The following is a 25,952-nucleotide window of genomic DNA, read 5'->3' on the forward strand; positions in this document are numbered from 1 at the left end:
AATAGCGCGGGTGCCAGAGCGTTCAGACCGGAATATTGTCGATCAGTCGCACGCCATCTGCCCAAGCGGCCACAAACAGCCGGGCGGGGCGGTCGGCGTGGGTCAGCGGTTCCAGCGTCTCGGCGCAGCGCAGTTGGATATATTCGACCTGCGTAAACCCTGCGGCCAGCAGATCGGTCTGCGCCTGCGCGGCCAGAGCGTCAAACTCTGCCCCGTCTCGTAGTGCGTTGGCCAGATCACTCATGATCCGATGCTTGTTGGCAGCAACCTCCAACCCCTCGGGTGACAGGCGCAGGTTGCGCGAAGACATCGCCAGCCCCGAGGGTTCGCGAACGGTAGGGCAGCCAACGACCTCAATCGGGATGTCCAGATCGCGGGCCATACGGCGCACGACCATCAGCTGTTGATAGTCTTTTTCTCCGAAATAGGCTCTGTCTGCCTGAGTTTGTAGGAACAGTTTTGCGACGACAGTGGCGACGCCGTCGAAATGTCCGGGGCGGAATTCACCCTCCATCACATTGGTCAGGCCAGTGACGGACACAGTGGTGGCAAAGCCCTGCGGATAGATCTCATCAGGATCGGGCACGTATATCGCATCCACGTCAAATGGGCCCAGTTTCTGCGCGTCCTCATGTTCCGTGCGCGGATAATTGGCCAAGTCTTCGGGGTTGTTGAACTGCTTGGGGTTCACAAAAATCGTGACAATGACGCGGTCGGCCCCGGCCTTGGCGGCCTCAACCAGCGACAGATGCCCCTGATGCAGCGCGCCCATGGTGGGGACCACGCCGATGACCTCGCCGTTGCGGTGCCATTGGGATGTCAGCGCGCGCAGATCGGCAAGGCGGCGCAGGATGGGGGCTGTCATGTCTTTGGTCCTTTGGACGGGGCCTGATCCGCAAAAACATGTTCGTCCGCCGGAAAGCTGCGGGCGCGCACTTCGGCGGCGTATTCGGCGATGGCGGCCTCGGCCAGCGGGCCAAGTTCGGCATAACGTTTGACGAATTTCGGTTTGAAGGCGGTGAAAAAGCCCACCATGTCGTCGACCACAAGGATTTGCCCGTCACAGCCAGCCGAGGCGCCGATGCCAATGGTGGGGATCGCAACGTCGGCCGTGATGCGGTCGGCCAGACCTTGCGGAACTTTCTCTAACACGACCGAAAACGCGCCTGCGCCTGCGACGGCGTGGGCGTCGGCCAGAACCGCCTCGGCCTGATCATCGCGGCCCTGTACCTTGTAGCCGCCCAGCGTGTTGATCGATTGCGGGGTCAGGCCGATATGGGCCATCACCGGAATGCCGCGTTGAACCAGAAAGCGGATGGTCTCGGCCATCTCGACCCCACCCTCCAGTTTGACGGCCCCCGCGCCGGTTTCAGCCATCAGTCGCGCTGCGTTGCGGAACGCGTCGGCAGGCGAGTGTTCATAGCTGCCAAAGGGCATGTCGATGACCATCATCGCATTGCTCAGTCCGCGGGCGACGGCTTGACCGTGCATCACCATCATCTCCATCGTCACGCCCAACGTCGATTCCAGTCCGTGCAGGACCATGCCGACGCTGTCGCCGACAAGAACGAAGTCGCAATGGTCGTCCATCAATCGGGCCATCGGCGTCGTGTAGGCGGTCAGCGAGACCAGAGGCTCGCCCCCTTTGCGCGCCCGAATATCTTCGGCGTTGGGGGCTTTTTTGCGGGCGGTGGCGCTCATGATCGCTCCTCCGGGGTTTATGTTGCAGCGCGGCATAGCAGATTGCGGCACCGCATAGAAACCCCGGTTGCGCGAACATTTCCTTGATTGACTGTAGGTTTATGGGAAGATTGGTCTGACAATAGCCCGAAAAAACACGCGGCTGCATATTTCAGTGGGGAGTGATTTTCATGACAAAGCAGAGATTTCGGTCCTTTGCGTCCGCTTTGGCCGTCGGTGCCAGCTTGTTCGCAGGCGAGGCATTGGCCAAATCAGATATTACCATTGCGATGCAGCTTGAGCCGCCGCATCTGGACCCGACAAGCGCCGCCGCGCAAGCCATCGATTCGGTGGTCTATACCAATATCTTCGAAGGGCTGACCCGTTTTATGGGGGACGGCTCGGTCGTGCCCGGTCTTGCGGAAAGTTGGGAGATCTCGGAAGACGGGACGATGTATACGTTCAAGCTGCGCGAAAGTGTGACGTTCCACGATGGATCGACCATGGATGCCGAGGACGTCAAGTTCAGCCTTGACCGCGCTCGCGCCGAAGACAGCGCGAATGCGCAGAAAGCTCTGTTCGCCGGGATCGACAGCGTCGAGGTGGTCGATCCGCTGACCGTCAAGGTCACTTTGTCCGCGCCGAATGGGAATTTCCTGTTCAATATGGCTTGGGGCGACGCAGTGATTGTCGCGCCCGAGAGTATCGACGACATCAAGACCAATCCCGTGGGAACAGGGGCCTATACCTTTGGCAACTGGGTGCAGGGCGACAGCATCACGGTGAATCGCAACCCGAACTATTGGGGCGATCAGCCCAGCCTTGAGACAGCAACGTTCAAGTTCATCTCGGACCCCACCGCAGCCTTTGCCGCAATGATGGCCGAGGATGTGGACGTGTTTGACAACTTCCCGGCGCCCGAGAACCTGCCGCAATTCGAGGCCGACCCCCGTTTTCAAGTGCTGGTCGGTTCGACCGAGGGCGAAACGATCCTGTCCACCAACAATAAGAAAGCACCATTCGACGACATAAGGGTGCGGCAGGCTATGGCCCATGCGATCGACCGTCAGGCAATTATCGACGGCGCGATGTTTGGCTATGGAACCCCCATCGGCACCCATTTTGCGCCGCACAATCCAGCCTATGTCGATCTGACCGGCAATTCGGCCTATGACCCCAAGAAAGCTGCGCAGCTTCTGGCTGATGTTGGCTATGCCGACGGGTTCGAGACCACGCTGCATCTACCGCCCCCCTCTTATGCCCGTCGCGGCGGTGAGATCATCGCCGCGCAGTTGGCCGAGGTTGGGATTAAAGCCGAGATCATCAATGTTGAATGGGCGCAATGGTTGGAATCGGTGTTCAAGGGCAAGGATTTCGGCCTGACTATCGTCAGCCACACCGAGCCGATGGACATCGGCATCTATGCGCGGCCCGACTATTACTTCCAATATGACAGCAGCGATTTTCAAGCGTTGATGGAACTTCTGAACGAGACCACCGACCCTGATGAGCGCAAGAACCTGTTGGGCGATGCGCAACGCCTGATAGCCACCGATTTCGTCAATGGCTACCTGTTCCAGCTGGCCAAGCTGGGTGTTGCCAAAGCCGGTGTGCAGGGCCTGTGGGAGAACGCGCCCACAGCTGCCATCGATCTGACGCAGATCAGTTGGTCTGAATGACCGGAACTGGGGTCGCATTGTGCGGCCGCAGTTTTTCAAGGGTCGGGGTGAACGGTATCATGACGTCTTTTCGTGTTCTTTTGCTATGCGTGTTAACGCTGTGCGGGCTGGCCTCGATGGCCAGTGCGCAAAATGCGCTGAGCACCCGGTTGGACGCACTGGCTGGCACCCCTGAAAATCCGCTGAATGTGGGCGTCGGGATCAGGATCGACCAGATCACCGGCGTTGATCAAAAAGCGGAAAACTATGGGGCGGTGGCGGTTTTGCGGTTCGAATGGACGGACCCTCTGCTGGCGTTTGACGCAGAGCAGACGGGGCGGGACATTCGGGTCTTCAACCCGTCTGACCTGGCGGACCACGCGGCCGAAATTGGCGCCGTCATGCCCGCTTTCGTGATCCACAATCAGCAATCCAACAAATGGATACACGAGGCCGCCGCCTCGGTGCGCAGTGACGGGCGAGTGGTTTATGTCGAGAAATCCTCGCTCACCTTGCAGGCACCTCACTTCGATTTCCGTAAGTACCCGTTCGACACGCAGGATTTCTATTTCGAGGTCGTTTCAGTCTTTCCCGCGGATTACGTGACGTATTACCCGCTGGAAGACTACTCGGGTCTGGGCGATCTGCTGGGCGAGGAAGAATGGGTTCTGGGCAATGCGCGAATGGTGAAAACCCAGGTTCAGGGTCTGTCGGGGAAAGATAGCGATCAGTTGGCGCTGGCCTTTCAGGGCAGCAGGCATCAAACCTACTACATGATCCGGGTGTTCATGCCCATGCTGGTACTCGTTGCTGTTGGCTGGGCGCTGTTCTTTCTGGACGAATACCGCAAACGGATCGAGATTGCGGGCGGCAACCTGCTGGTCTTCGTTGCTTTCAACTGGGCGATTTCTGCTGATCTGCCCAAGCTGGGCTATCTGACCTTTCTGGATTTCGTTCTGCAATGGATGTTCCTGATGACCGGGGCGCTGATCGTGTTCAATGTCGCCTTGCGCAGACTCAAGGTCGCCGGGCGCGAAGACACGGCGCGAAAGCTGGACAATTACGCGGTTAAGTGGATCTATCCTCTGGGCTATGCCGCGATCGTCGGCTACGCGGTTTCTGCTTATTTGCTGATACCTTAGACGCTGGACCAACGGCTCCTGTGACCCTAACGTGCGATCTATGCTGCGCTACGCTCTCAAACGCCTGATATCGCTGATGATCAGTTTGGCCGTTGCCTCGGTCGTGATCTTCGCGGTGATCGAGGTCGCGCCGGGCGATCCGGCGTCCTTCATGCTGGGCGTAAACGCGCAAGAGGACACGCTGGCTGCGCTACGGGCCGAGCTGGGCTTGGATGGCTCAAAGCTTGAACGCTACTTCAACTGGGTCAGCGGAATGCTGGTGGGTGATTTCGGCACGTCTTATACCTATCGCACGCCGGTCTCCCAAATGATCGCCGACCGTATGTGGGTGTCCCTGCCGCTGGCGCTATACGCGCTGACCCTGTCGACGCTGATCGCGTTTCCCGCCGGGATTTATGCTGCTGCGCGTCGGGGCAAGCCTGGCGATCTGACCGTAATGGGTGCGACGCAGCTGGGCATCGCGGTACCTAATTTCTGGTTTGCCATGATGCTGGTGCTGATCTTTGCCATCAACCTGCGCTGGTTCAACGCCGGAGGGTTCGCTGGCTGGGATCAGGGGCTTTGGACCGGGCTGCATTCGTTGACTCTGCCCGCCATCGCGCTGGCCTTACCGCAGGCGGCGATTCTGGCACGGGTCATGCGCTCATCCCTACTGGATATTCTGGGCGAGGATTTCATGCGCACCGCCCGCGCCAAGGGTCTGTCGCGCCGTCAGGCCCTGTGGCGGCACGGCGTTCGCAACGCGCTGATCCCGGTGCTGACCATCATTGGGCTGCAGTTTTCATTCCTCTTGGCTGGGTCGATCATCATCGAACAGGTCTTTTACCTGCCCGGCCTTGGGCGTTTGGTGTTTCAGGCGATCTCGGCCCGTGATCTGATTGTGGTGGAATCGGTTGTCATGTTGCTGGTCTTTGCCGTCATCACCGTGAATTTCCTGGTCGATCTGGCCTATGCCGCCGTCGATCCCCGCCTCAGGAGTCGGACATGAGCCGCAACCTGATCCTTGGCGCCTTGCTGGCCTCGCTGGTTCTGCTGGCGGCTTTGGTGTCCTTTGTCTGGACACCTTACGACCACGCCGCGTTGGATATTCCCGGCAAGCTAAAGACGCCAAGCGCACAGAACTGGTTCGGGACGGATCATTTCGGCCGCGACATGTTTTCGATGATTATGGTCGGTGCGCGCACGTCGATTGCGGTTGCTCTGGTTGCCGTGGGGATCGGTATGGCGCTGGGCGTGCCGCTTGGCCTGACAGCGGCGGCGCGCAAAGGATCTTGGCTGGATGAGGTGATCATGCGCGGCAATGATCTGGTCTTTGCCTTCCCATCGCTGGTCATTGCGATCCTGATCACAGCCGTATTCGGCGCAGGGGCGATCAACGCGATTATCGCCATCGGTATCTTTAACATCCCCGTCTTCGCCCGTATCACCCGCGGCGCGGCGCTGTCCCTGTGGGAGCGTGAGTTCATCCTCGCCGCCCGTGTCTCGGGCAAGGGTGCTGCGCGCATATCGGCGGAACATATCCTGCCCAATGTCGCCAATCTGCTGATCGTACAGGGCACCATCCAGTTCTCGCTAGGGATACTGGCCGAAGCCGGGCTGTCTTACGTCGGACTTGGTGCGCAACCGCCCACACCTAGCTGGGGCCGCATGCTGGCCGATGCGCAGACAATGGTCAGTTTTGCCCCGCATTTGGCTCTGATACCAGGGCTGGCGATCATTGTCACGGTGCTGGGTCTGAACCTGCTGGGCGACGGGCTGCGCGATTGGCTGGACCCTCGGATCAGGGTGGCGCGCGCATGAGTTTGCTTGAGGTCGAAAACCTGTCGCTGTCCATCCACGGGGCGCCGATCCTGAAGAAGATTAACCTGTCCATTGATCCCGGCCAGATCGTCGCTGTGACAGGTGAAAGCGGCTCGGGCAAGTCGATGACCGCTTTGGCCGTGATGCAACTGTTGCCCAACGGGGCGCAGACGCAGGGCGAGATCCGGCTGGAAGGGCGCGACGTGCTGACCACTCCCGAAGCTGAGATGTGTGCCCTGCGCGGGGCCGCAATCGGGATGGTGTTTCAGGAGCCGATGACAGCCCTGAACCCGGTGAAGACCATCGGCGATCAGGTCATGGAAACGATCCTGATCCATAAGGCCATGCCTGCCACGCAGGCTCTGGACCGGACGAAGGAAGTGTTGCGCCGCGTGGGCCTTCCCCCGGAGCGCTTTCCCCTGTCTCGCTATCCGCATGAGTTGTCGGGCGGGCAACGCCAGCGCGTTGTCATCGCCATGGCCATTGCCTTGCGGCCCACGTTGCTGATCGCGGATGAGCCGACAACCGCGCTGGATGTAACAACGCAGGCGCAAATCCTCGATCTGCTGAAGGGGTTGGTGCGCGAATACGGCATGGGTCTGCTGATGATCACCCATGATCTGGCCGTGGTCGCTGACATGGCAGACCAGATCGTCGTGATGCGGCACGGCGAGGTCGTGGAAGCTGGCCCCACCGACGATCTGCTGCGAAACATGCAGCACCCTTATACCCGTATGCTGTTTGAGGCCTCGGGTCATCAGGTGGCCTTGCCCGACACAGCGGGGGATCGCCCGTTGTTAGAGGTCACTCAGGTCGTCCGCGACTATCACTTGCCGCGCAAGGGTCTGTTCGACAAGCCGGGCCACCACCGCGCGGTGGATCAGGTCAGCTTTACGCTCAATCGTGGTGAACGACTGGGTTTGGTAGGTGAGTCTGGATGTGGAAAATCGACCCTAACGCGTGCGATTCTGGGCTTGGAAGAGGTGCAAGCGGGGGAAATCCGTCTGGATGGCGCACCCGTTTTCACGGGCCACAAACCAAACCCTGCGGTGCGTCGTAAAATGCAGGTGGTGTTTCAGGACCCCTATGGCAGCTTCAACCCCCGCCACAAAGTCGCGCGTTTGATCACCGAACCGTTTCATTTGCTGGACACGCCGCCTACTGGGACCGAGCGGCAGGACCGGATCGCAGAAATGCTGACCGCCGTCGGCCTCAGCCCTAATGACGCTGGGAAATACATCCACGAGTTCTCGGGCGGGCAGCGTCAGCGTATCGCCATTGCCCGTGCCTTGATCATCCGCCCCGAATTGATCCTGTTTGATGAAGCGGTCTCGGCCCTTGATGTTTCAGTTCGTGCGCAAATCCTGGATCTGCTGGCCGAGCTGTGCGCGACCTATGACCTGACCTATCTGTTCATCAGCCACGACCTGAGCGTGGTGCGCACGATCACTGATCGGGTGATGGTCATGCAGGCGGGCAAGATCGTGGAACAAGGCGAGACCGAGCAGGTCTTTACCCATCCGCAGCACAGCTATACCCGTACCCTGATCGACGCCGCGCCGGTGCTGCCTGATATCGGGGCGCTTGCTGGCTGATATGTATGATTAGAGCCTGAATGGAGAGAAACATGCCCAATCCTCTTTGGTTCAACCCCGCACTTTGTTTGATCGGTGGAGAGTGGATCGCGCCCTCTGCTGGCGTCGACCTGCCTTTGATCAACCCCTCGGACGGTACTGAAATCTGTCACATCGCTCGGGGGGATGCGTCCGATATCGATGCGGCGGTCGCTTCTGCGCAGGCGGCACTGGATGGGGATTGGGGTCGAAAAACCGCACTGGAGCGCGGGCGCATCCTGACTCGTTTAGGTCAGTTGGTACTTGAACGCATGGACGATCTGGCCGCGTTGGAGGCGATGGATGTGGGCAAACCGCTGACTCAGGCGCGCGCGGATGCGGTGGCCTTGGCGCGGTATTGCGAATTCTACGGCGGCGCGGCGGATAAGGTTATGGGCGAGACGATTCCCTATCTGGACGGCTACACCGTTTATACCCTGCGCGAACCCCATGGGGTGACGGGCCATATTGTGCCGTGGAACTACCCGATGCAGATCATCGGGCGTTCGGTCGGGGCGGCACTGGCGATGGGCAATGCCTGCGTCCTGAAACCTGCGGAAGAGGCTTGCCTGACCGCGCTGGCCTTAGCTCATCTGGCCCAACAAGCGGGTTTGCCAGCTGGTGCGTTAAACGTGGTGCCAGGTTTAGGGGCCGAAGCCGGAGCGGCACTGTCGGCGCATCCGGGCGTCCACCATATCTCGTTTACAGGGTCGGTCGCGACAGGGGCCTTGGTGCAGCAGGCGGCGGGGCGCAATGTTGTACCAGTAACATTGGAATTGGGCGGAAAATCCCCGCAACTGGTGTTTGATGATGCCGATCTGGACGCGGCCCTTCCGTTTCTGGTGAATGCGGGTATTCAGAACGCGGGGCAAACCTGTTCGGCCTCGTCCCGTATTCTAGTGCAGCGTGGGGTTTACGAGCAGGTCAAGGCGCGCATGGTTGCGGCCTATGCTGATCTGACCGTTGGACCTGCGGCGCAGGATTTGCGGGTGGGGCCGTTGATCTCGGCCCGTCAAAAAGAGATTGTCGAAGGGTTTCTGGCCAAAGGCAAAGATCTGACCATCGCCGGCCAAGGACAGATCGTTGAGGATGCTCCGGCTCAAGGTGCTTATGTGCGGCCAACCCTGTTCGCCGATGTGCCGCCTGATCACATGTTGGCGCGGGAAGAGATTTTCGGCCCGGTGCAGGTGCTGATCCCTTTCGACACCGAGGACGAAGCCGCAGAGATCGCCAACAGCACCGACTATGGGCTTGTCGCCAGCATCTGGACCCGCGACGGCGCACGGCAGATGCGGCTGGCGAAACGGCTGAATGCGGGGCAAGTCTTCGTCAATAACTACGGGGCAGGCGGCGGGGTCGAGCTGCCCTTTGGCGGCGTCGGCAAATCCGGTCATGGCCGAGAAAAGGGTTTCGAGGCGCTATACGGCTTTTCACAACTTAAAACCGTGGCAAATTACCATGGTTAGGGTCTAGACGATCACCTCAATCGCTTTTTGCGCGCCAACGCCGAAGACGCGTTTGTAACGTTCGATCTCGTCTGCCGGTCCCATCGCCTTTTCAGGGTTGTCCGACAATTTCACCGTCGGACGGCCATTGGCCGAGACCGCTTTGCACACCAGCGAAAACGGTGCCAGTGCGTCATGCGAGACCAGCCCGCGGAAATCGTTGGTCAGCAATGTACCCCAGCCAAAGGACACTTTTGTCCGTCCGGCGAATTGGCCATGCAGCTCTCGGATCTTGTCGACATCCAGCCCATCCGAGAAGATGACGCGTTTTTCACGCGGGTCCTCGCCGCGTGACTTCCACCAGTTGATCGCGGTTTCCGCCCCCGTTGCTGGGTCGCCACTATCGACACGGATGCCAGTCCAGCCTGCAAGCCAGTCGGGCGCACTGTCCAGAAAGCCCTGTGTTCCATAGGTGTCCGGCAAGATGATGCGCAAGTTGCCGTCATGTTCTTCATGCCAGTCGCTGAGAACATCATACGGAGCTTGCGCCAGTTCCGCGTCCGTATCGGCCAGCGCGGAATAGACCATGGGCAGTTCATGCGCGTTGGTGCCGATGGCTTCAACCTCGCGCCGCATGGCGATCAGGCAGTTCGAGGTGCCGGAAAATGCAGACCCTAATCCTTCGATCATGGCTTGTACGCACCAGTCCTGCCACAGGAACGAATGACGCCGCCGGGTGCCGAAATCCGCAATGCCCAGTCCATCAATGTCGCGCAATTGTTCAATCTTTTCCCAAACGCGGGTCATTGCGCGGGCATAGAGCACCTGCAGCTCGAACCGGCGCATGTCGTTCAGCACGGCGCGCGAGCGTAGCTCCATCAGTACGGCAAGCGCGGGAATTTCCCACAGCATGACCTCGTGCCATTTGCCCTCGAACGTCAGCTCGTACTGATCGCCCTTGCGTTCCAGATGATAGGGGGGCAGGCGCAGATTCTCGAACCACTCCATGAAATCGGACCGGAACATCTGTCGTTTGCCGTAGAACATATTGCCCCGCAGCCACGTGCTTTCGCCACGGCTGAGGCTGAGTGAGCGGATATGATCCAGCTGTTCGCGCAGTTCACCCTCGTCGATGAGCTTGGCCAAAGGGATGTGATTCGACCGATTAATCAGCGAAAACACAACATCCGTTTGGGGCCGATTTCGAAACACTGACTGGCACATCAGCAGTTTGTAGAAATCTGTGTCGATTAAAGACCGTACAATCGGGTCAATCTGCCATTTATGATTGTACACACGTGCCGCAATATCGACCATGAGGAACTCCTGCGATTTCCGTTGTTAGATCAATCGGTGCGTGGAATGGCAAGAGTCGCTGGTTTGGTGACAATGACAATGTCAGGTCACAAAGCGAGCATATTGTGTGTTCTTTTCACCGGTTAGTGAGAAGAGAGGTCGAAGGACGAGGTTAAGTTGGTGAATGGTTCTCGAGTACGATTTTGACATTGTTGTCGTCGATCCGGGGGAAGGGGATTCAGATTCGGGCCCGGATGGTTTTTCGAAGAAACCAGTGCTGCGTGCGATGTTTCGCAGTGTGAAGACTGCGGATGCTCTGAGGGCGGCCTCTCCAAAAATTCGCAAGATTTTTCAGGATGCGGGCTTTGGTCTGGACGCAACCGGCAGCGATCTTGTGCACGGCCTATACCGGCCAAGGGATGAGGCTGAACGGGAGCGGATCCTGCGCGCTCTGTTTGCCAATATTCGCAAGATGGGCGTTCAGGGCGAATATTGCGGCGAGTTCGATTTCCGAAAGTTCCTTCGGGACATAAAAAACGCCCGTCCGCGCAATGGTCAGCGCCGTACAGTTGCGGACTGGACGCCAAACCCTCGGTACAAATCCCCAGCATCGCCCGAACGCCGTACCTTGCCGGGACGGATCGGCGTGGCACTTGGGCTGGCCGTAATTCTGTTTGTTATTGTCAAATACCTGGCCGAGCGTGGCGCGACCCCTTAGGACAGCGTTACACCGGCGTCACGCATCGCGGCTTCAGCCGTCGCCAGTGAACCATCCAGATCAATAGCGCGGCAAACGTCCAACCGAACTGTGACCTCGAATCCCAGCCGGGCTGCGTCCACGGCCGAGAAGTGTACACAGAAGTCTGTTGCCAACCCTACAATCGTCAGTTTTCGTATGCCGCGCGTGTTCAGGTATCCTTCCAACCCTGTTGGGGTGGTCTTGTCGTTTTCGAAAAAGGCAGAATAGCTATCGATGGTTGGGCGGAACCCCTTGCGGATGATCAGGTCCGCATCTGTGCGCAGATTGGGGTGAAACATGGCACCGTGCGTATCTTGCACGCAATGATCCGGCCAGAGCACTTGCGGGCCATAGGGCATTTCTGTCGCGTCAAAAGGGTTCTTTCCTGCATGAGAGCTGGCGAATGAGGAATGCCCTGCCGGATGCCAGTCCTGCGTCAGGATCACCGCGTCGAACTCATCCATAATCGCGTTGATCGGGGCGACGATCTCATCGCCGCCGGGAACGGCCAACGCACCGCCGGGGCAGAAATCGTTCTGGACGTCGATTACGATCAGGGCATGGGTCATTGTGCTCTCCTTTTCGGTTATCGGTAAGGGCGCGCGCGGGGGGCGTCAATCCGGTCCCTTGCGACTCTGCGCGCGTGGGGCTAGACCGCGCGCATGTATACCATCGCTGCCCTCTATCACTTCACCCGTTTCGCTGATCACGCCGCCCTGCGCGAACCCCTGTTGGACCTTTGCCTCGCGCAATCCGTCAAAGGTACGCTGCTGCTTGCGCAAGAGGGGATCAACGGCACCATCGCGGGCCCCCGCGCCGGGATTGACGCGGTGCTGGCCCATATCAAGGCGCTGCCGGGTTGTGCCGATTTGGAGTGGAAAGAGGCCACCGCCGACCACCCGCCCTTTGGCAAGATGAAGGTGCGCCTGAAGAAAGAGATCGTGACCATGGGCCAACCGGATGTCGATCCGCTTGCCCGCGTCGGCAATTATGTCGAGCCTGAGGAGTGGAACGACCTGATCCGCTCGGACGATGTGGTGGTGATCGACACGCGCAACGATTACGAGGTGGCGATTGGTACGTTTGAGGGCGCTATAGACCCTGAAACAGCCAGTTTCCGCGAATTCCCGGCGTGGTGGGAAGAAAACAAGGAGCGCTTCCACAACAAGCGCGTGGCCATGTTCTGCACCGGCGGTATCCGCTGTGAGAAATCAACCAACTTCCTGCTGGGGCAGGGGGTCGAGGATGTCTATCACCTCAAGGGTGGTATCCTGCGTTACCTTGAGGAAATGCCCGCCGAGGACAGCACCTGGCAAGGTGAGTGCTTTGTGTTCGACAACCGCGTTTCTGTGGGGCATGGGCTGGTCGAGGGGCCTCATAACCTGTGCCACGGCTGCCGCCGCCCGATCCGGCCCGAGGATATGAAACGGCCCGAATATGAGCACGGCGTTGCGTGCCACCAATGCGTAGATGAGACCTCGGAAGCGGACAAAATGCGCTTCCGCGAGCGGCAAAAGCAGATCGGTCTAGCACGTTCGCGCGGGCAGGAACATCTGGGAGCAGATTAAGCCAATTCCGGTTGCAGGCCCCGGTGCAAACCGGGATGATCACACGCAGACCCTGTGACCGGAGGCCCAATGTCGCGCAAACCCACCACTCTGGAGGAATGGAAATCGACCCTGCTGGCGGCGGGTGGCATGGTTGTGGCCAGTTTCGTGGCGTGGTTCGGCCTATCACGCCTGAGCGAGGCCACCGCAGGCGATACGATCGGTACCCTCGCCTCGGTCGGTTTGCTGTTGTGGATCGTGTCGCAGTCCTGGTTCTACATGACCCAAGTGAAATCGCCGCGTCGTGTGCTGTTCTTGATGGGCGTTTCCTTTATTCAGGTCGTCCCCTTCCTGTTCGCCGCCGTCTACGGTGCGTTCGGCTATAAAGACAACTGCGTGGTCGGTGCCAGCGGACCGGGGGACATCCTGTATTTCTCATACGTCACCTTCACCACCGTTGGATATGGTGACATGGCCCCGACCGGCCTGTGCCGCGCGTTGGCCGTGTCCGAAGCGGTGACAGGCTACATCTTGCTGGGCCTCTTCGTCGCCGCTGCAGTGGCACTTTATGCCCGAAACCACTCGGATTAGAGCCTATTTGTTGGTGTCAATCCACCGGGACATCATGTGCTTGTCGCGGAAACACTCAGACGGTATCGGTCTGCGTTTGGAACGCGAGATCCGTTCAGCAAAAGCGACCTGTTTGCCAGTGGGGTAATTGGCAAATGGCGACGGGTCATCTTGTTTATGCGCCGAAATCCACTGGGACATGGCCCTGCGGTCGCGTTGTGCCTCGACCGGGATTTCAAGCGCCGATTGCTGGGCAATCGCGCGCGCATAGCGCATCTGCCGGTCCGTGACGGGCAGCATGTGATAGTCGTTGCTGGGTGCGTCGTACCAGCTTTGACGGGCAGCGTTGGCCATAGCTCGAATACCTCCGTTCCACCTCAGACATTCATGTGGAACAAATATAGAACATTTTAGGAACTTTTCAAGATTTCTGCTGATCCACGCGGTCTTCACCGTGTTTCAAACCAGCCTGTCCCGTCGCGTTTCGACCAATTCGGCACGTATTTTCGTGCTTCCTAATTTAATCAAAGAATCAGTGCGTCTCATTTCAAGACACAAACGCTCACGACATCGCGCGTTTGGTGCCACCGGGCGATGATCCGCCGACGCGGCCTTTGCTTCCGGCGTTTTGATCGTCATTACCGACATTTTGCGTCGGGAACAGAGCATCAGTAGCCCCTGACCTGTGGCTGACTTTCCTGCAAGCTCTGTAGGAGGTGCGCCAATGAAAACCCATGCTCAGGCCGTTGTCATCGGAGGGGGGCTGGTCGGCTGCTCGATCCTGTATCACCTGGCCAAGCTGGGCTGGACTGATGTTGTCCTGCTGGAACGCGATGAGCTGACCAGCGGATCCACGTGGCACGCGGCGGCCAATATCCACGGGCTGCACGACAACAACAACATCACCCGTATCCAGCACTATACGATGAACCTGTATAAGCAGCTGGAGGCTGAAACCGGGCAGGGCTGTGGCGTGTTTCAATCCGGCTCGCTCTATTTGGCGCAGACTGAGGATCGCGAACACCAACTGCGCCTGCAAGAAGCCAAGGCGCGTTTCTACGGTCTTAACTTCCACGAGATCAGCCGCGAACAGGCCATGGAACTGCACCCTCTGGCGCAATTCGATGATATCCGCTGTATCATGTTCGAACCCGATGGCGGCAATGTTGACCCCTCGGGCGTGACCCATGCCTATGCGGCCGGAGCACGCGCGATGGGTGCCAGCATTGAGCGATTTTGCCCTGTGTTAGGCACTGAACAGCAACCAGATGGATCGTGGATCGTACGCACCGCAAAGGGCGATATCCACACGCAATGGGTGGTGAATGCCGGCGGCCTGTGGGGGCGTGAGGTGGCCGCATTGGCGGGTATTGAACTGCCCCTGCAACCGACTGAACATCAGTATTTCGTCACCGAAGCGATTGATGAAGTCGCCGCGTTGGGCCGCCGCTTGCCGTCCATCGCCGACCGGGATGGCGAGTACTACTTCCGGCAAGAAGGCAACGGTTTGCTGATCGGTGCCTATGAAAAAGACATGCAGTTTTGGGCTGAGAACGGCACGCCGCTTGATTTCGCCCATGATCTGTTCCCCGACGATTTGGATCGCATCATGGAGAACGTCATCCGCGCAACCGACCGTGTACCAGTGGCCGCGACCGCCGGTGTGAAGCGGGTGATCAATGGCCCGATGATCTGGTCGCCGGATTCGAACGCGATCTGGGGGCCTGTGCCCGAGCTGCAGAACTATTTCTGTTGCACCGGCATCATCCCCGGATTTTCGCAATCGGGCGGGCTTGGCCTGTTGTCGGCGCAATGGATGATCGAGGGCGAGCCGCAATACGACATGTTTGCCTGGGATCTGGCGCGGTTTGGCGACTGGGCCGACAAGGCCTTCACAAAAGCGCGGGTGCAGGACGTTTACACGCACCGCTTCGCCATTCACTTCCCGAACGAAGAACGCAGCGCGGGCCGCCCCGCCCGTGTGCGCCCTGCCTATCAGATGCAAAAGAACATGGGCTGCGTCTTTGGCCTGAACTGCGGGTGGGAGCACCCCCTCTGGTTCGCCGATCAGCCTGGTGTGATCGAGACTGCCGGCTTCACCCGCCAGAATTGGTGGGAACCGGTTGGCCGTGAAGTCCAGATGCTGCGGGACAATGTGGGTGTGATCGACATCTCGAACTTCGCCAACTACGTGATCAAGGGATTGGGGGCGCACGATTGGCTGGATCGTCTTGTTGCTAACCGGGTACCGACCGAGGTTGGACGCTCCTGCCTGACGCCTTTGATCTCGGTACGTGGTGGCGTGGCGGGCGACTTTACCATCACCAAAGTCGCAGATGACGAATACATGATGATCGGTTCAGGCATGGCCGAGCGGTACCACCAGCGGTTCTTCAACATGGTTGATCTGCCAGAAGGCACCAGTTTCGAGGTTGCCACAAACCGCATCGCTGGCTTCAACGTTGCCGGCCCCAGATCGCGCGATCTGTTGCAACGGCTGACGAATGCAGACCTGTCTAACGAGGGGTTCCGTTTCATGCGGTCTCGTCAAATCGAGGTGGCGGGCGTTCAGTGTTTAGCCATCCGTGTCAGCTTTACCGGGGATTTGGGGTGGGAGTTGCACTGTGCCGAAGAGGATCAAGTTAGGCTCTATACTGCGCTTTTAGACTCTGCAAACGATCTTGGCGGAGGCCCTGTTGGTGGTCGCGCGCTGGGGTCTTTGCGCATCGAAAAGGGGTATGGGTCGTGGGGTCGCGAATATTCACAGGAATATTGGCCGCACGAGGTCGGCCTGTCAGGATTGATCAAACTGGATAAGGACTTCCTGAACAAAAACGCCTATCTGGCAATCAAGGACACTCCGCCCCGAGAAGTACTGTCGATCTTTGAGATTGATGCCAAGATAGCCGATGCGTCGGGGGGAGAGCCCATTTTCACGCCTGACGGACGCCCGGTCGGGCGCGTCACATCGGGTGCTTATGGGTATTCCGTCGGCAAGTCGCTCGCCATTGGATATGTGAACCCCGACGCTGCGCAACCCGGCGACAAGGTCGAGGTATTCATTCTGGGCACTCCACACAGCGCAACTGTCTTGGCAGAGCCTCCGTTCGATCCGTCCGGGCTTCGCTTGCGCGGCCTCCATCAACCCGCAGCAGAGCCCGCCGAATGACCAATGCTTTCACCCGTGTTGCTGAGTTTACCTTGGACCGGCCAGCGGCGGATATGCCAGAGTCCGCCAAGGAAGCGGCTGCGCTGATGATGCTGGATACGATGGGTATCCTGATCGCGTCCGCCCAGATGGAGGCTGGTGTGATCGCGCGGGATACCGCAGCGCTGCTCTATGCCAGTTCCGATCCTGGTTTCAGCGCGCACATGATGTTTGACGGGCGGACCGTAAGCCTGGCCGGCGCGGCCTATGCTGCGGCAACGCAGATTGACAATCTGGACGGCCATGACGGCTACAACCCTACCAAAGGGCATATCGGCGTGGTGGTTTTACCGGCTCTGGTCGCTCTGGCTGAACATTGCCCGGACCTGACCGGCCCCGAAGCACTGGCAGCCGTCGTCACCGGGTACGAGGTTGCCGGGCGTGCCGGTATGTCACTGCACGCATCTGCCAGTGATTATCACACATCGGGCGCCTGGAATGCGTTGGGCGTTGTCGCCATGGCATCCCGGATGCGCCGCCTTTCTAGCGAACAGATGCGACATGCCATGGGCATTGCCGAATATCACGGCCCGCGCAGTCAAATGATGCGCGAGATTGCGAACCCTACCATGTTGCATGATGGCTCGGGCTGGGGGGCATTGGTCGGGCTCTCTGCCGCCGTTCTGGCCGAACGCGGGTTTACGGGCGCTCCAGCGATCACGGTCGAGGCCGAGTCGGCCGCGCAGTACTGGGCTGACCTGGGCCAGTTCTGGCAAGTCGAGCATCAATACGTGAAGCCTTACCCTATCTGCAGATGGGCCCACGCTGCCATTGACGGGGTGCGAATGCTGATGCTGAACAATGCACTATCGGCGGATCAGATCAAAACGGTGCAAATCAACAGCTTTCATGAAGCCGCCCGTTTATTCGCAGGAATGCCCGATACGACGTCTCAAGCACAATACTCGCTGCCTTTTGCGGTTGCCGTTCAGGCGATTTACGGGCGGATCGGGGTCGAACATATTTCTGGCGCGGGTCTGTGCGATCCAAAAGTCGCCGCCTTCATCACCCGTATTCAGGTATCCGAGGATCAACGTCATTCCCTACGGTTTCCCGAAGGACGTTGGGCTGATGTGCGTATTACTACAACTGACGGCCGTGTCTTTGCGTCGGGCGACGTTCACGCGCGAGGCGGGCCAGAAGATCCGTTCAGCCGCGCAGATGTGATCGCAAAGTTCAAGGACTTTGCCATGCCTGCGATCGGTGTCGAGCGCACAGACGCCATCGCCGCGGCTATTTTGGGCTGGACAGGTGAGTCTTCACGATTTTCCGATCTAAGCCCGCAGCTTTTTGCACCTGCTTATAGAAAAGCACAGTAAATTTCAGAGACTCAAAAAGTTAGTCTTTCAACGTTTCAAGAAGCGTCGAGATATTTTCCCGTGTATCCGCACTGTCCTGCAAAAGGCCCTCTGCATCTGCCAAGGGTTCTCCGGGGTGTCGTTCAGGCGAACTGGTGAGAGTCTGCGTCAAGTCGTTGATCGTTCCATATTTGGCTTCAAGCTCTTTGGTGATTGCGTCGGATTGACCAGCTAGCCAGAATAACCTGTTGGCTTCATCATGGTCGTTAGCATCGCCCAAAAGTTGTCCCGCTTGTACAAAATCCCCGATGTCCTGCAAGGCCCGCGTCTTAAGAGCCAGCGCGTCTTGGGATACGTCTCCTTCCAACTCCAGCAAAGCTTGATGTGGACGTCCCTGCAGTATCGATGAATGCGCCCTGACCCTTGCTCTTTTGGACCTAAAAGACGTGTCCTGAGGCCGGTTCGCTAGCGCAAATGCCCGGCTGGCGAACCCAAGTTCTACCAACCGCTCTGCGACAGAGACAGCGGTTTCAGTGGTCAAAACCTTCGAGATATTGCTGGATAAGCCGATTGTATGGCGCAGAAATGTTATGTCATCGGACCGCTCAACCAGAATTTGCACAACGCGGTTAACGGCTCCCTCGTGGTCTTGCCCATCGGGTATTTGCAGTGCGGTATCCATCGCCTGATCAAAATCATTGCTTAGGCTTAGTGCAACCGCATGCGCACGCTGTAACGTTGGATGCATCTTGGACTCGCGATATTCTATCTCAAAGGCCGCAGCCAAACCCAATTCCTTGGGTGAAACCGCACCGCGTTCAGACCAACGTTTTTCAATAAGGCGCGCCAACGAAAGGGGCGCTTCGGAACCCGCATCTTCCGCTTCGATTGCTTCTTTCAGACGGAGCTCTGTTTCTTGACCGTCGCCTTCCGCCTCAGCTATCGCGGCTTTAGCTATGGACGTATCGGCGCTGCTGGCGTTCTCAACCCGATCAACGGATCGAAGCACCCGTCTTGCGGCTTCCAATTGGCCGCCTTCCACCATAATTTCCGACAGTCTGGGACCAAGTTGCTTGCGCAAATGATCAGGGAGACGAGAAAATGCACGTTCGATTGACCTCAGTTGCGCATCTTTTGCTAGTACGCCTTCCGACAATACAGACCAAAAGGCTGCGTCACTGTCGCATCGCTGTTGCCCCTGAAACGGGTTCGGCTCATCTACCGAGCGTTCGTCAAGAATCTGGGCGATTGTTGCAATCATATGCCGCTCGCTTTCGTCAGGCGTCGCAAGGTCCAACATGGCGAGCGCCTCAACGCCAAACCCGTGATAGGCATAGAGCCTTGCAAGCCCTAACGCGCGTGCGCGATCGACGCGGTCAAATTCATGAAACAGAGCGGCGCGGGCGCTTGCCACTTGTTTCGAGAACGGTCGCAGGTCAGACCAGGTGTCAAACCCAATCTCGGCGTTGGTAATGCAGGACGGCTGACGTTCAAGTTCAATGAGATCTGGGCCAAGCAGATCGTTCAATTCGTCAAGAATTGAGGTGACATTGATATTCGCCCCCAGATTTGAAGGCAGAAGAGGCGCGTTTTGGAATCCGGTTGATCTTGGGCCAGCAGGAGTAATGTTCAGATCGACGATAGAACGATCTGCACCTTGCAGCAGTTTTGTGGATAGCTGATTTTCAAATTGCCGCGCGTTCAAATTAAGCAAGGGAAGCGCCACCACCTCGGTTTTCTGGACTGTCTCAAGCGGGTTTTCCTGCACAGCCGATTTGGGGAGCAAAGGCCGTGGGATATCTTCGCTGAGCGGTGGAAGGGAGGCAGCGGGCGCAATATCCACCACGATCATCGTGTCTTTGTAAAGAAATGAGGACGCCACACAGTCGCAACCAAATTGCAACTCTAGCGCATCCCCCGGTTTCTTTTGTGATAATGCCGACAGGCGATTTTGCGTTAAACGGCGGAACACAGACCCAGTTTCGAAAGTCACGTCATCAAGTGCCACGTTGAGGCGGGCACCATTTTTCGTTTGAGCCAGAATCCAGCCGGTATCAGGCGGGATCTGTACAACCAATCGGGTATAACCGTCATGTTCACCCGTCCGGACGGTCAATTCCTCGGCGGAAACGGCTTGAGCCGCCCCAAGCAAGATGGCCGCTATGCCCCAGGACTTTTTCATGCGGCTGCTTGCTTAAGCTCTTTCAGCGCCTCTTCAAGTTCCGAGAAGCCGGGGCGGTTATGCGTCGGAGTATTCTGTCGGCCAACCTCGATACACATCGCGGCATTATGGTTGTGTAAATTGGCGACCAGTACTTCTTTGATCAACTGGTAGAAATGGTTGTCCTCTTCAACCACGGCCTTCAGCTTGCCAGCGAAGGGTCCGACCAGACCATAAGCCAGAAAAACCCCTAGAAACGTACCGACCAGAGCACCACCGATCAACTTACCCAATACCTCGGGTGGTTGGTCAATCGAGCCCATTGTCTTGATAACCCCCAGAACGGCAGCAACGATACCCAACGCGGGCAGGCCATCGGCCACCGTTTGCAAAGCATGGCTGGAATGCATGGCGTGATGGAAATTCGCCTCCATCCGCTTTTCCAGAACTTCCTCGACCTGATGCGGATCGTCGTAATTCATCGACGCGGATCGCATTGTGTCACAAATCAGGTCAACGGCTTCCTTATCCGATTGGATCTTGGGATAGGCGGAAAAAAGAGACGAGTTTTGAGGGTCTTCAATGTGCTGTTCGACCTCGACCGGGTTCGCCTTGGCAATACGGATCATCGAAAACAGAAGACAAAGCAGATCGCGATAGTCTTGGGGTTTCCACTTGGGACCTTTGAAAACCTTGCCCATATCCTTGATGGTGTGTTTTACGGCGCTCATGTCGTTACTGATCAAGAAGGCGCCCACGGCCGCGCCTCCGATCATCATCATCTCGAATGGCAATGACTTAAGGATGATCGTCATTTTGCCACCCGCAGCCAAATAGCCGCCGAACACCATGGCGAAAATGACGACGATTCCGATTATTCCGATCATGTGTGCTCTCCGACGAAGTCAAATGCGGGATTAAAGGACATAGAGTTTATTCCTGAGGGGCGGCAGCATTTCGCCCCGCCATGATGACGCTGATCGTATAGGCCGCCTCGGGGCTGAGCCCGGCAAGGACGCCGGCAGCTGCGTCCGGCGGCATGCGCGACAAAAAACCTGCTGCGAAACCCGGATCCATTGTCTCAAACAAGGCTGCGGCGTCTTTCGGTTTCATGCTTTGGTACACATCGGTCAGCCGCGTCAGATCGGTCTCTGCTGCTTTTTGGGCATAGGACAACGTTTCCCGAAGGCTCGTTTCGGCGTCCCGCAATGCAACAAGGCGCGCCTCGATCGCCTGATCAGCGATATCGAGGGCTCTTTCCTTTTCCAAAATCGCCGCCTCACGCTCTTTCAATGCTTGTTCGCGGCGCAACAAAGCAGTCAGCAATTCTCGGGTTTTGGGATGGTCGTCCATTATCGGTTTCGCGGCAGTGACCGACGGCTCAGCGGCCTTAGCCAAAGCAGGTCCGGCTTCAAGCCCAACGCGTATTGCTGCAGACCCGACCATCAACAACGAGATCACTGTAAGAACGCCGCCTTTGGGCCGGTTAGAAGCCTTGCGAGTCATGCCGTTCCCTCACCGACTTTGCGCGTATGTCGCATAAACATGAGACCCATCGCGCGTTTGGGCTCGGGCTTTACTGTCAGCTCGGTCGTGGATTCGGGTTCTGTCGAAACCTCGTCCTTCGGTAAATAAGCGGTTTCAGTCGCCCCTGCTGTGTCTGTTTCTTCAACCGCGTCTTTTTCTGGAATGACGTCGTGCATCGACGCCATCATCAACTCTAGCTGCTGGGCCACAGATTCCGCCCTGAGAGTTAGCGACTTGAGTTCATCACTGGCCTGATCTGACGTCGCACGAGCCGAATCCAGTGATTTCTTAAGTTCGTCCGCCTGCGAAGACAAAACGGCCACCGCTCCGCCAACGCCTTTTTCAAGATCCGTGAAACGCCTGAGGCGGCGCGATAGAACAAAACAATACAGGCCTGCACCAAGAGCGCTGGCAACCAGAAAAATATCTGCGATCAATTCCAATTTCGCCTCCTAGTTCAGTACGAATTCCATCACGAGAACATCGCGCACGCGGTCTTCTCCGACGACGATCCCGATTCGACGCAGCAGATGGCCGCGTATGCGCATCAGCGCCAGGGAATCTTCCAGATCCCCAACTTGAACGGCACGCAAATATCCATTCAGGACGTCCATGATTCGCGGCTTCATTTTTTCAACGTCGCTCAGGTGTTCTGGATTCACCTCAAGCTGCGCATGAAACTTCAGGTGCCGCGAATCGCCCGACTTGATCGAAACGATGACCGGCGGCAGATCGACAAAAACCACGTCGGGCAGGGCCTTGAGAGGTTTTTCCGTACCTTCTTTCACAGGTGCGTCAGCGGTTGGTTTCGGGCCAAAGGGCAACATTCCCGACGTGGTCAGGTAGTATCCGCCAGCTGCCCCGGCCACGGCTAGAATCGCACCGATAATCAACCCACTTTTCCCTGATTTTTCAGCCTCTTCTGCCTGTTTTGCAGTCGCGTCGGTCATGACGTCCTCATTCATCCGTTCCGCAACTGTCATAACCCGGCAGGGACTAACCGATTGTTAAGGGCAATCGTTCAAACAAGGGATGTGCCGGGCAGAATGCCGGCGAGTCGGAGGTGAGCGTGCAGCAGATCGGGACTGTCTGGGCAAGTTTGGACAGGCGTAAACAAATCATCGTTGCCGGTGCAGTCGTGCTGGTGTTTCTTGGGGTTCTAACGATGTCGCGACTGGTAAGCGCGCCGTCGATGACCTTGCTTTATGCGGGGCTGGAAAGTGGCGCAGCTGGCGATATCGTGCGGTCGCTGGACCAGCGTGGTGTGCCGTATGAGATTCGCGGCGGCTCGATCTATGTACCGGGTTCGCAGCGTGATGAACTGCGCATGACCCTGGCCAGTGATGGACTGCCTGCGAACGGAAATAGGGGATATGAGCTGCTAGATTCGCTGAGCGGCTTTGGCACGACGTCCCAGATGTTCGACGCTGCGTACTGGCGCGCGAAAGAGGGGGAACTGGCACGTACCATTGTCGGTGGTCCGCACATCAGTCAGGCACGGGTTCATATCGCGAACGGATCCTCGAATCCGTTCCAACGCAGCGTTGCTCCGACGGCATCGGTCTATCTGGTATCCTCAGGGGCCGACATTACTTCGGATCAGGCCAAGGCAATCCGCTTTCTTGTGTCGTCCGCTGTCAGTGGCTTGGCGCCGGAAAACGTCGCTGTGATCGACTCGAATGGTGCGGTCATTGGTGCGCAAGACAATCCTGTGGCGGGCGATACGGCCGACGACAAAGCCCAACAGCTGCGCGAGCGTGTTCTGCGCCTGGTTGAAGCCCGCGTGGGGACCGGCAACGCCGTGGTCGAAGTCAGCGTTGACACCGTTACCAAAACCGAGTCGATCCGTGAGCGTCGATTTGACCCTAGTGGCCGTGTCGCAATCAGTACCGATGTCGAAGAACGATCGGATAGTGCCCGGAACCAATCTGCAGATGTGACCGTTGCATCGAACTTGCCTGATGGGGACGGGGCCGGTGGCGATGAATCGAATTCGAATGCAACCCAAACGCGCGAGCGGGTGAATTATGAGGTTTCGGAAACCGAGCTGGAGGTCCACAACGCGCCAGGAGCCATCAAACGTTTGACGGTTGCCGTTCTGGTAAACGGTACGACATCGTCAGACGCAAGTGGCGTCGAGAGCTTTGTGCCGATGCCGAAAGTCGAGATGGAAGCACTGAAAGAGCTTGTCGCTTCGGCTGTTGGCTTCGATGCCGAGCGTGGTGATGTTATTACACTGAAGTCCATGAATTTGCCCGTGGTTGAACCGCAGGGAACCGTGGCTTCTTCCTCGATTTGGGGGAGTATCCATCTTGATGCGATGTCGTTGATCCAGATGACCATTCTGGCAGCGGTTTCGCTAATCCTTGCCCTGTTTGTCATTCGACCCATTCTGATGAAACCGGCCGCCGTGCCTGCCTTGTTGCCGGCAGGTTCCGCGACAGAACCCGAAGCGTACCTGACCGGAGAGATCGCGACCGATGAAGTTGGCCAATACCAGCCGGTGCCTCGACAAGCTCCGGCAGGTGATGTTCCGACCCTCACCAACGCGCCCGGCGCCGATCCTGTGGACCGGTTGCGAACGATGATCGGCGACAAGCAGGAAGAGACCGTGGAAATCCTGCGCAGCTGGCTTGAAGAAGGTGAGGAGCGTGCTTGATGTCGATAGCCCATCTTCTTGAGGATTTCACTCTGCAAGCCGGTGGAGGAAAGCTCCACCTGTTGGATGAAGACGCGCTTGAAGAACAGCGGTTGGCCTCATTCGAACAAGGCTACAGCGCAGGTTGGGAAGACGCTCTGCAAGCGCAAGAGCAAAGCCGTAAGCAAGCCTCAGCCGAGCTGGCCAAGTCGTTGGAGGACATGTCCTTCACCTACCATGAAGCCGTGACGCGTATGACTTTGTCGCTGGAGCCCATGTTCAACAGCCTTGTGAACGCGGTTCTGCCCGACACGCTAGATCGCGGGTTCGCCGCGCGGTTGGTTGAACAGCTCAGCGAGATGGCACAGGAACAGATCGGACAACCGATGCAAGTGTTTGCTCCCAAGGGGCGCGCGGTTGAGGTTCAGAAGTTGATCCCACCCAGCCTGTCAACGGCGGTGAAGGTGATCGAAGATCCCTCGCTCGAAGCCGGACAGGCAAGGCTGCAGGTCGGCGTGGCTCAGCGTGAAGTTGATACTGATGGGCTGCTGGCATCGGTCGCCGGGGCGTTCGACGCGTATGTATTTGAGGCAAAAGAGGCAATGAGCAATGAGTGATCCCCAAACCCCAAAACCAGAGAAAGCCAATCCGTTCGAGTCTGTTCCGATCGAAGTCACCGTATCCGTGGGGCGCGCCCGACCTTTGATCCGCGACCTGTTGAACATGGGTGAGAATGCGGTGCTCACGTTGGATAAACGTATCGAGGACCCGGTCGACCTCTATGTCGGCGACCAGCTTGTTGCACGGGGTCTTCTGGAAGAGTTGGAAGGGGATCAGCCGGGCCAACTGGCCGTACGCCTGACCGAGATTGCTGACCTGCAGAACGGGATCGGCTGATGCGCGTATTGCCGTGGCTTATCGTTGCGCTGATAGGGATGACTCCGTCCTTTGCCATGGCGCAGGAGCTATCTTTGTCGCTGGAGGACGGGGGCTCGATCTCGGCTCGGACGGTCCAGTTGATCCTGTTGATCACCGTTCTCAGCCTGGCACCCGGATTGGCGATCATGATCACCTGCTTCCCGTTTCTGATCACGGTACTAGCAATTCTGCGGCAAGGGATCGGGTTGCAACAATCGCCCCCCAACATGCTGATCGTCAGCCTGGCTTTGTTTCTGACCTATTTCATAATGGAGCCCGTCTTTACCGAAGCCTGGACCACTGGCATCCGCCCCATGGTCAATGAAACGATGGAGGTTGAGCCCGCTTTGGAACGGGCGTTGCAGCCATTTCGCGCCTTCATGGCCGCAAGGCTGGACCCCGATACATTTCACGCAATGGCTGCGCTTCGACCAGAAGGCATTACAGTCGATGTGTCACCGGATGCTCCGCTGTCGATCCTGATGCCATCTTTCATGCTGTCCGAGATCGCGCGCGCTTTTCAGATCGGCTTCCTCATCTTTCTGCCGTTCCTGATCATCGACCTTGTCGTTGGGGCGGTGCTGATGTCGATGGGTATGATGATGGTACCGCCGGCCACGGTATCACTTCCGTTCAAGCTGGCGTTTTTTGTAATTGCGGACGGATGGTCGTTGATCGCAAGCGCCTTGGTCCGAAGTTATATGGCCTGACA

At 57.9% G+C, this 25,952-nt stretch carries 25 protein-coding genes; 15 read left to right on the forward strand and 10 right to left on the reverse strand.

The genetic code is table 11. The features are described from left to right. Window positions 1-22 precede the first annotated feature (22 nt). Entirely contained in the window at window positions 23-865 is an 843-nt protein-coding gene (gene panC, locus GOW48_RS15785) for a pantoate--beta-alanine ligase (RefSeq protein WP_170755186.1), read from the reverse strand. Next, window positions 862-1,701: a 3-methyl-2-oxobutanoate hydroxymethyltransferase gene (gene panB / locus GOW48_RS15790; RefSeq protein ID WP_170755187.1), complete on the reverse strand. Its 840-nt coding sequence runs from the start codon at window positions 1,699-1,701 to the stop codon at window positions 862-864. Before panB ends, panC begins: the two co-directional genes overlap by 4 nt. Window positions 1,702-1,871: 170 nt before the next feature. Here panB and GOW48_RS15795 point away from each other — a divergent pair, with 170 nt between their 5' ends. The 6 genes from GOW48_RS15795 to GOW48_RS15820 are packed head-to-tail and all read left to right on the forward strand — an operon-like array spanning window position 1,872 to window position 9,359. Next, a complete protein-coding gene (locus GOW48_RS15795) occupies window positions 1,872-3,359 on the forward strand; it encodes an ABC transporter substrate-binding protein (RefSeq protein ID WP_170755188.1) in 1,488 nt (495 codons plus the stop codon). A 59-nt stretch (window positions 3,360-3,418) separates the two neighbouring features. Further along, window positions 3,419-4,480: a ligand-gated ion channel gene (locus tag GOW48_RS15800; RefSeq protein ID WP_170755189.1), complete on the forward strand. Its 1,062-nt coding sequence runs from the start codon at window positions 3,419-3,421 to the stop codon at window positions 4,478-4,480. 40 nt (window positions 4,481-4,520) lie between these two features. Continuing rightward, complete coding sequence (locus GOW48_RS15805; protein WP_170755190.1) at window positions 4,521-5,468, forward strand: ABC transporter permease; 948 nt, start codon at window positions 4,521-4,523, stop codon at window positions 5,466-5,468. After that, window positions 5,465-6,280 (forward strand): ABC transporter permease, encoded by an 816-nt coding sequence (locus GOW48_RS15810; RefSeq protein WP_170755191.1) that lies wholly within the window; start codon window positions 5,465-5,467, stop codon window positions 6,278-6,280. The genes GOW48_RS15805 and GOW48_RS15810 overlap by 4 nt, the downstream gene beginning before the upstream one ends. Next, on the forward strand, window positions 6,277-7,875 hold the full coding sequence (locus tag GOW48_RS15815; protein ID WP_170755192.1) for an ABC transporter ATP-binding protein: 1,599 nt from the start codon (window positions 6,277-6,279) through the stop codon (window positions 7,873-7,875). Before GOW48_RS15810 ends, GOW48_RS15815 begins: the two co-directional genes overlap by 4 nt. Window positions 7,876-7,907: 32 nt before the next feature. Further along, on the forward strand, window positions 7,908-9,359 hold the full coding sequence (locus GOW48_RS15820; protein WP_170755193.1) for an aldehyde dehydrogenase family protein: 1,452 nt from the start codon (window positions 7,908-7,910) through the stop codon (window positions 9,357-9,359). A 3-nt stretch (window positions 9,360-9,362) separates the two neighbouring features. On the opposite strand, the gene pncB is transcribed toward GOW48_RS15820, so the two are convergent. Then, window positions 9,363-10,655 carry a nicotinate phosphoribosyltransferase gene (pncB, locus tag GOW48_RS15825; protein WP_170755194.1) on the reverse strand — a complete coding sequence of 431 codons (1,293 nt, stop codon included), beginning with the start codon at window positions 10,653-10,655 and terminating at the stop codon, window positions 9,363-9,365. A 163-nt stretch (window positions 10,656-10,818) separates the two neighbouring features. Here pncB and GOW48_RS15830 point away from each other — a divergent pair, with 163 nt between their 5' ends. After that, complete coding sequence (locus tag GOW48_RS15830) at window positions 10,819-11,352, forward strand: hypothetical protein (protein ID WP_170755195.1); 534 nt, start codon at window positions 10,819-10,821, stop codon at window positions 11,350-11,352. Here GOW48_RS15830 and pncA read toward each other — a convergent pair. Next, window positions 11,349-11,942: a bifunctional nicotinamidase/pyrazinamidase gene (gene pncA / locus GOW48_RS15835; RefSeq protein WP_170755196.1), complete on the reverse strand. Its 594-nt coding sequence runs from the start codon at window positions 11,940-11,942 to the stop codon at window positions 11,349-11,351. The two genes, GOW48_RS15830 and pncA, sit on opposite strands and share 4 nt — an antisense overlap. 93 nt (window positions 11,943-12,035) lie before the next feature. Between pncA and trhO the strand changes: the two genes are divergently transcribed. Both trhO and GOW48_RS15845 read left to right on the forward strand, forming a co-directional pair. Beyond that, the gene (gene trhO / locus GOW48_RS15840; RefSeq protein WP_170755197.1) at window positions 12,036-12,941 is read left to right on the forward strand and encodes an oxygen-dependent tRNA uridine(34) hydroxylase TrhO; all 906 of its coding nucleotides are present in this window, start codon (window positions 12,036-12,038) and stop codon (window positions 12,939-12,941) included. Window positions 12,942-13,010: 69 nt separating this feature from the next. Further along, window positions 13,011-13,511 (forward strand): potassium channel family protein, encoded by a 501-nt coding sequence (locus tag GOW48_RS15845; protein ID WP_170755198.1) that lies wholly within the window; start codon window positions 13,011-13,013, stop codon window positions 13,509-13,511. Between the two features lie 3 nt (window positions 13,512-13,514). Here the strand turns inward: GOW48_RS15845 and GOW48_RS15850 are convergent, their stop codons facing one another. Continuing rightward, window positions 13,515-13,844 (reverse strand): hypothetical protein, encoded by a 330-nt coding sequence (locus GOW48_RS15850; RefSeq protein ID WP_170755199.1) that lies wholly within the window; start codon window positions 13,842-13,844, stop codon window positions 13,515-13,517. Window positions 13,845-14,214: 370 nt separating this feature from the next. On the opposite strand from GOW48_RS15850, the gene GOW48_RS15855 reads away from it, so the two are divergent. Together GOW48_RS15855 and GOW48_RS15860 are read left to right on the forward strand one after the other, a co-directional pair. Beyond that, a complete protein-coding gene (locus tag GOW48_RS15855) occupies window positions 14,215-16,659 on the forward strand; it encodes a GcvT family protein (RefSeq protein WP_170755200.1) in 2,445 nt (814 codons plus the stop codon). Continuing rightward, entirely contained in the window at window positions 16,656-18,017 is a 1,362-nt protein-coding gene (locus tag GOW48_RS15860) for an MmgE/PrpD family protein (protein ID WP_170755201.1), read from the forward strand. Before GOW48_RS15855 ends, GOW48_RS15860 begins: the two co-directional genes overlap by 4 nt. Before the next feature lie 19 nt (window positions 18,018-18,036). Here GOW48_RS15860 and GOW48_RS15865 read toward each other — a convergent pair whose 3' ends face one another. From GOW48_RS15865 to GOW48_RS15885, 5 genes are read right to left on the reverse strand one after another with little or no spacing between them, the layout of a single operon-like run. Continuing rightward, a complete protein-coding gene (locus tag GOW48_RS15865) occupies window positions 18,037-20,178 on the reverse strand; it encodes a hypothetical protein (RefSeq protein WP_170755202.1) in 2,142 nt (713 codons plus the stop codon). Next, entirely contained in the window at window positions 20,175-21,044 is an 870-nt protein-coding gene (motA, locus tag GOW48_RS15870) for a flagellar motor stator protein MotA (RefSeq protein ID WP_170755203.1), read from the reverse strand. Before motA ends, GOW48_RS15865 begins: the two co-directional genes overlap by 4 nt. Before the next feature lie 46 nt (window positions 21,045-21,090). Beyond that, window positions 21,091-21,663, reverse strand: coding sequence for a MotE family protein (locus GOW48_RS15875; protein WP_170755204.1), 573 nt, complete (start codon window positions 21,661-21,663; stop codon window positions 21,091-21,093). After that, the gene (locus tag GOW48_RS15880; protein WP_170755205.1) at window positions 21,660-22,127 is read right to left on the reverse strand and encodes a hypothetical protein; all 468 of its coding nucleotides are present in this window, start codon (window positions 22,125-22,127) and stop codon (window positions 21,660-21,662) included. The genes GOW48_RS15875 and GOW48_RS15880 overlap by 4 nt, the downstream gene beginning before the upstream one ends. A 9-nt stretch (window positions 22,128-22,136) precedes the next feature. Further along, window positions 22,137-22,634 carry a flagellar basal body-associated FliL family protein gene (locus tag GOW48_RS15885; protein WP_170755206.1) on the reverse strand — a complete coding sequence of 166 codons (498 nt, stop codon included), beginning with the start codon at window positions 22,632-22,634 and terminating at the stop codon, window positions 22,137-22,139. A gap of 119 nt (window positions 22,635-22,753) precedes the next feature. Here GOW48_RS15885 and fliF point away from each other — a divergent pair, with 119 nt between their 5' ends. From fliF to fliP, 4 genes are read left to right on the forward strand one after another with little or no spacing between them, the layout of a single operon-like run. Further along, window positions 22,754-24,343: a flagellar basal-body MS-ring/collar protein FliF gene (gene fliF, locus GOW48_RS15890; RefSeq protein ID WP_170755207.1), complete on the forward strand. Its 1,590-nt coding sequence runs from the start codon at window positions 22,754-22,756 to the stop codon at window positions 24,341-24,343. Next, window positions 24,343-24,939, forward strand: coding sequence for an ABC transporter ATP-binding protein (locus GOW48_RS15895; RefSeq protein ID WP_170755208.1), 597 nt, complete (start codon window positions 24,343-24,345; stop codon window positions 24,937-24,939). The genes fliF and GOW48_RS15895 overlap by 1 nt, the downstream gene beginning before the upstream one ends. Beyond that, a complete protein-coding gene (locus GOW48_RS15900; RefSeq protein WP_170355916.1) occupies window positions 24,932-25,219 on the forward strand; it encodes a FliM/FliN family flagellar motor switch protein in 288 nt (95 codons plus the stop codon). The genes GOW48_RS15895 and GOW48_RS15900 overlap by 8 nt, the downstream gene beginning before the upstream one ends. Then, window positions 25,219-25,950 carry a flagellar type III secretion system pore protein FliP gene (gene fliP / locus GOW48_RS15905; RefSeq protein ID WP_170755209.1) on the forward strand — a complete coding sequence of 244 codons (732 nt, stop codon included), beginning with the start codon at window positions 25,219-25,221 and terminating at the stop codon, window positions 25,948-25,950. The genes GOW48_RS15900 and fliP overlap by 1 nt, the downstream gene beginning before the upstream one ends. The last annotated feature ends 2 nt before the right edge of the window (window positions 25,951-25,952 follow it).

Origin of the sequence: Ruegeria lacuscaerulensis (genome assembly GCF_013033355.1) — a bacterium.
Lineage (GTDB): Bacteria > Pseudomonadota > Alphaproteobacteria > Rhodobacterales > Rhodobacteraceae > Ruegeria > Ruegeria lacuscaerulensis_A.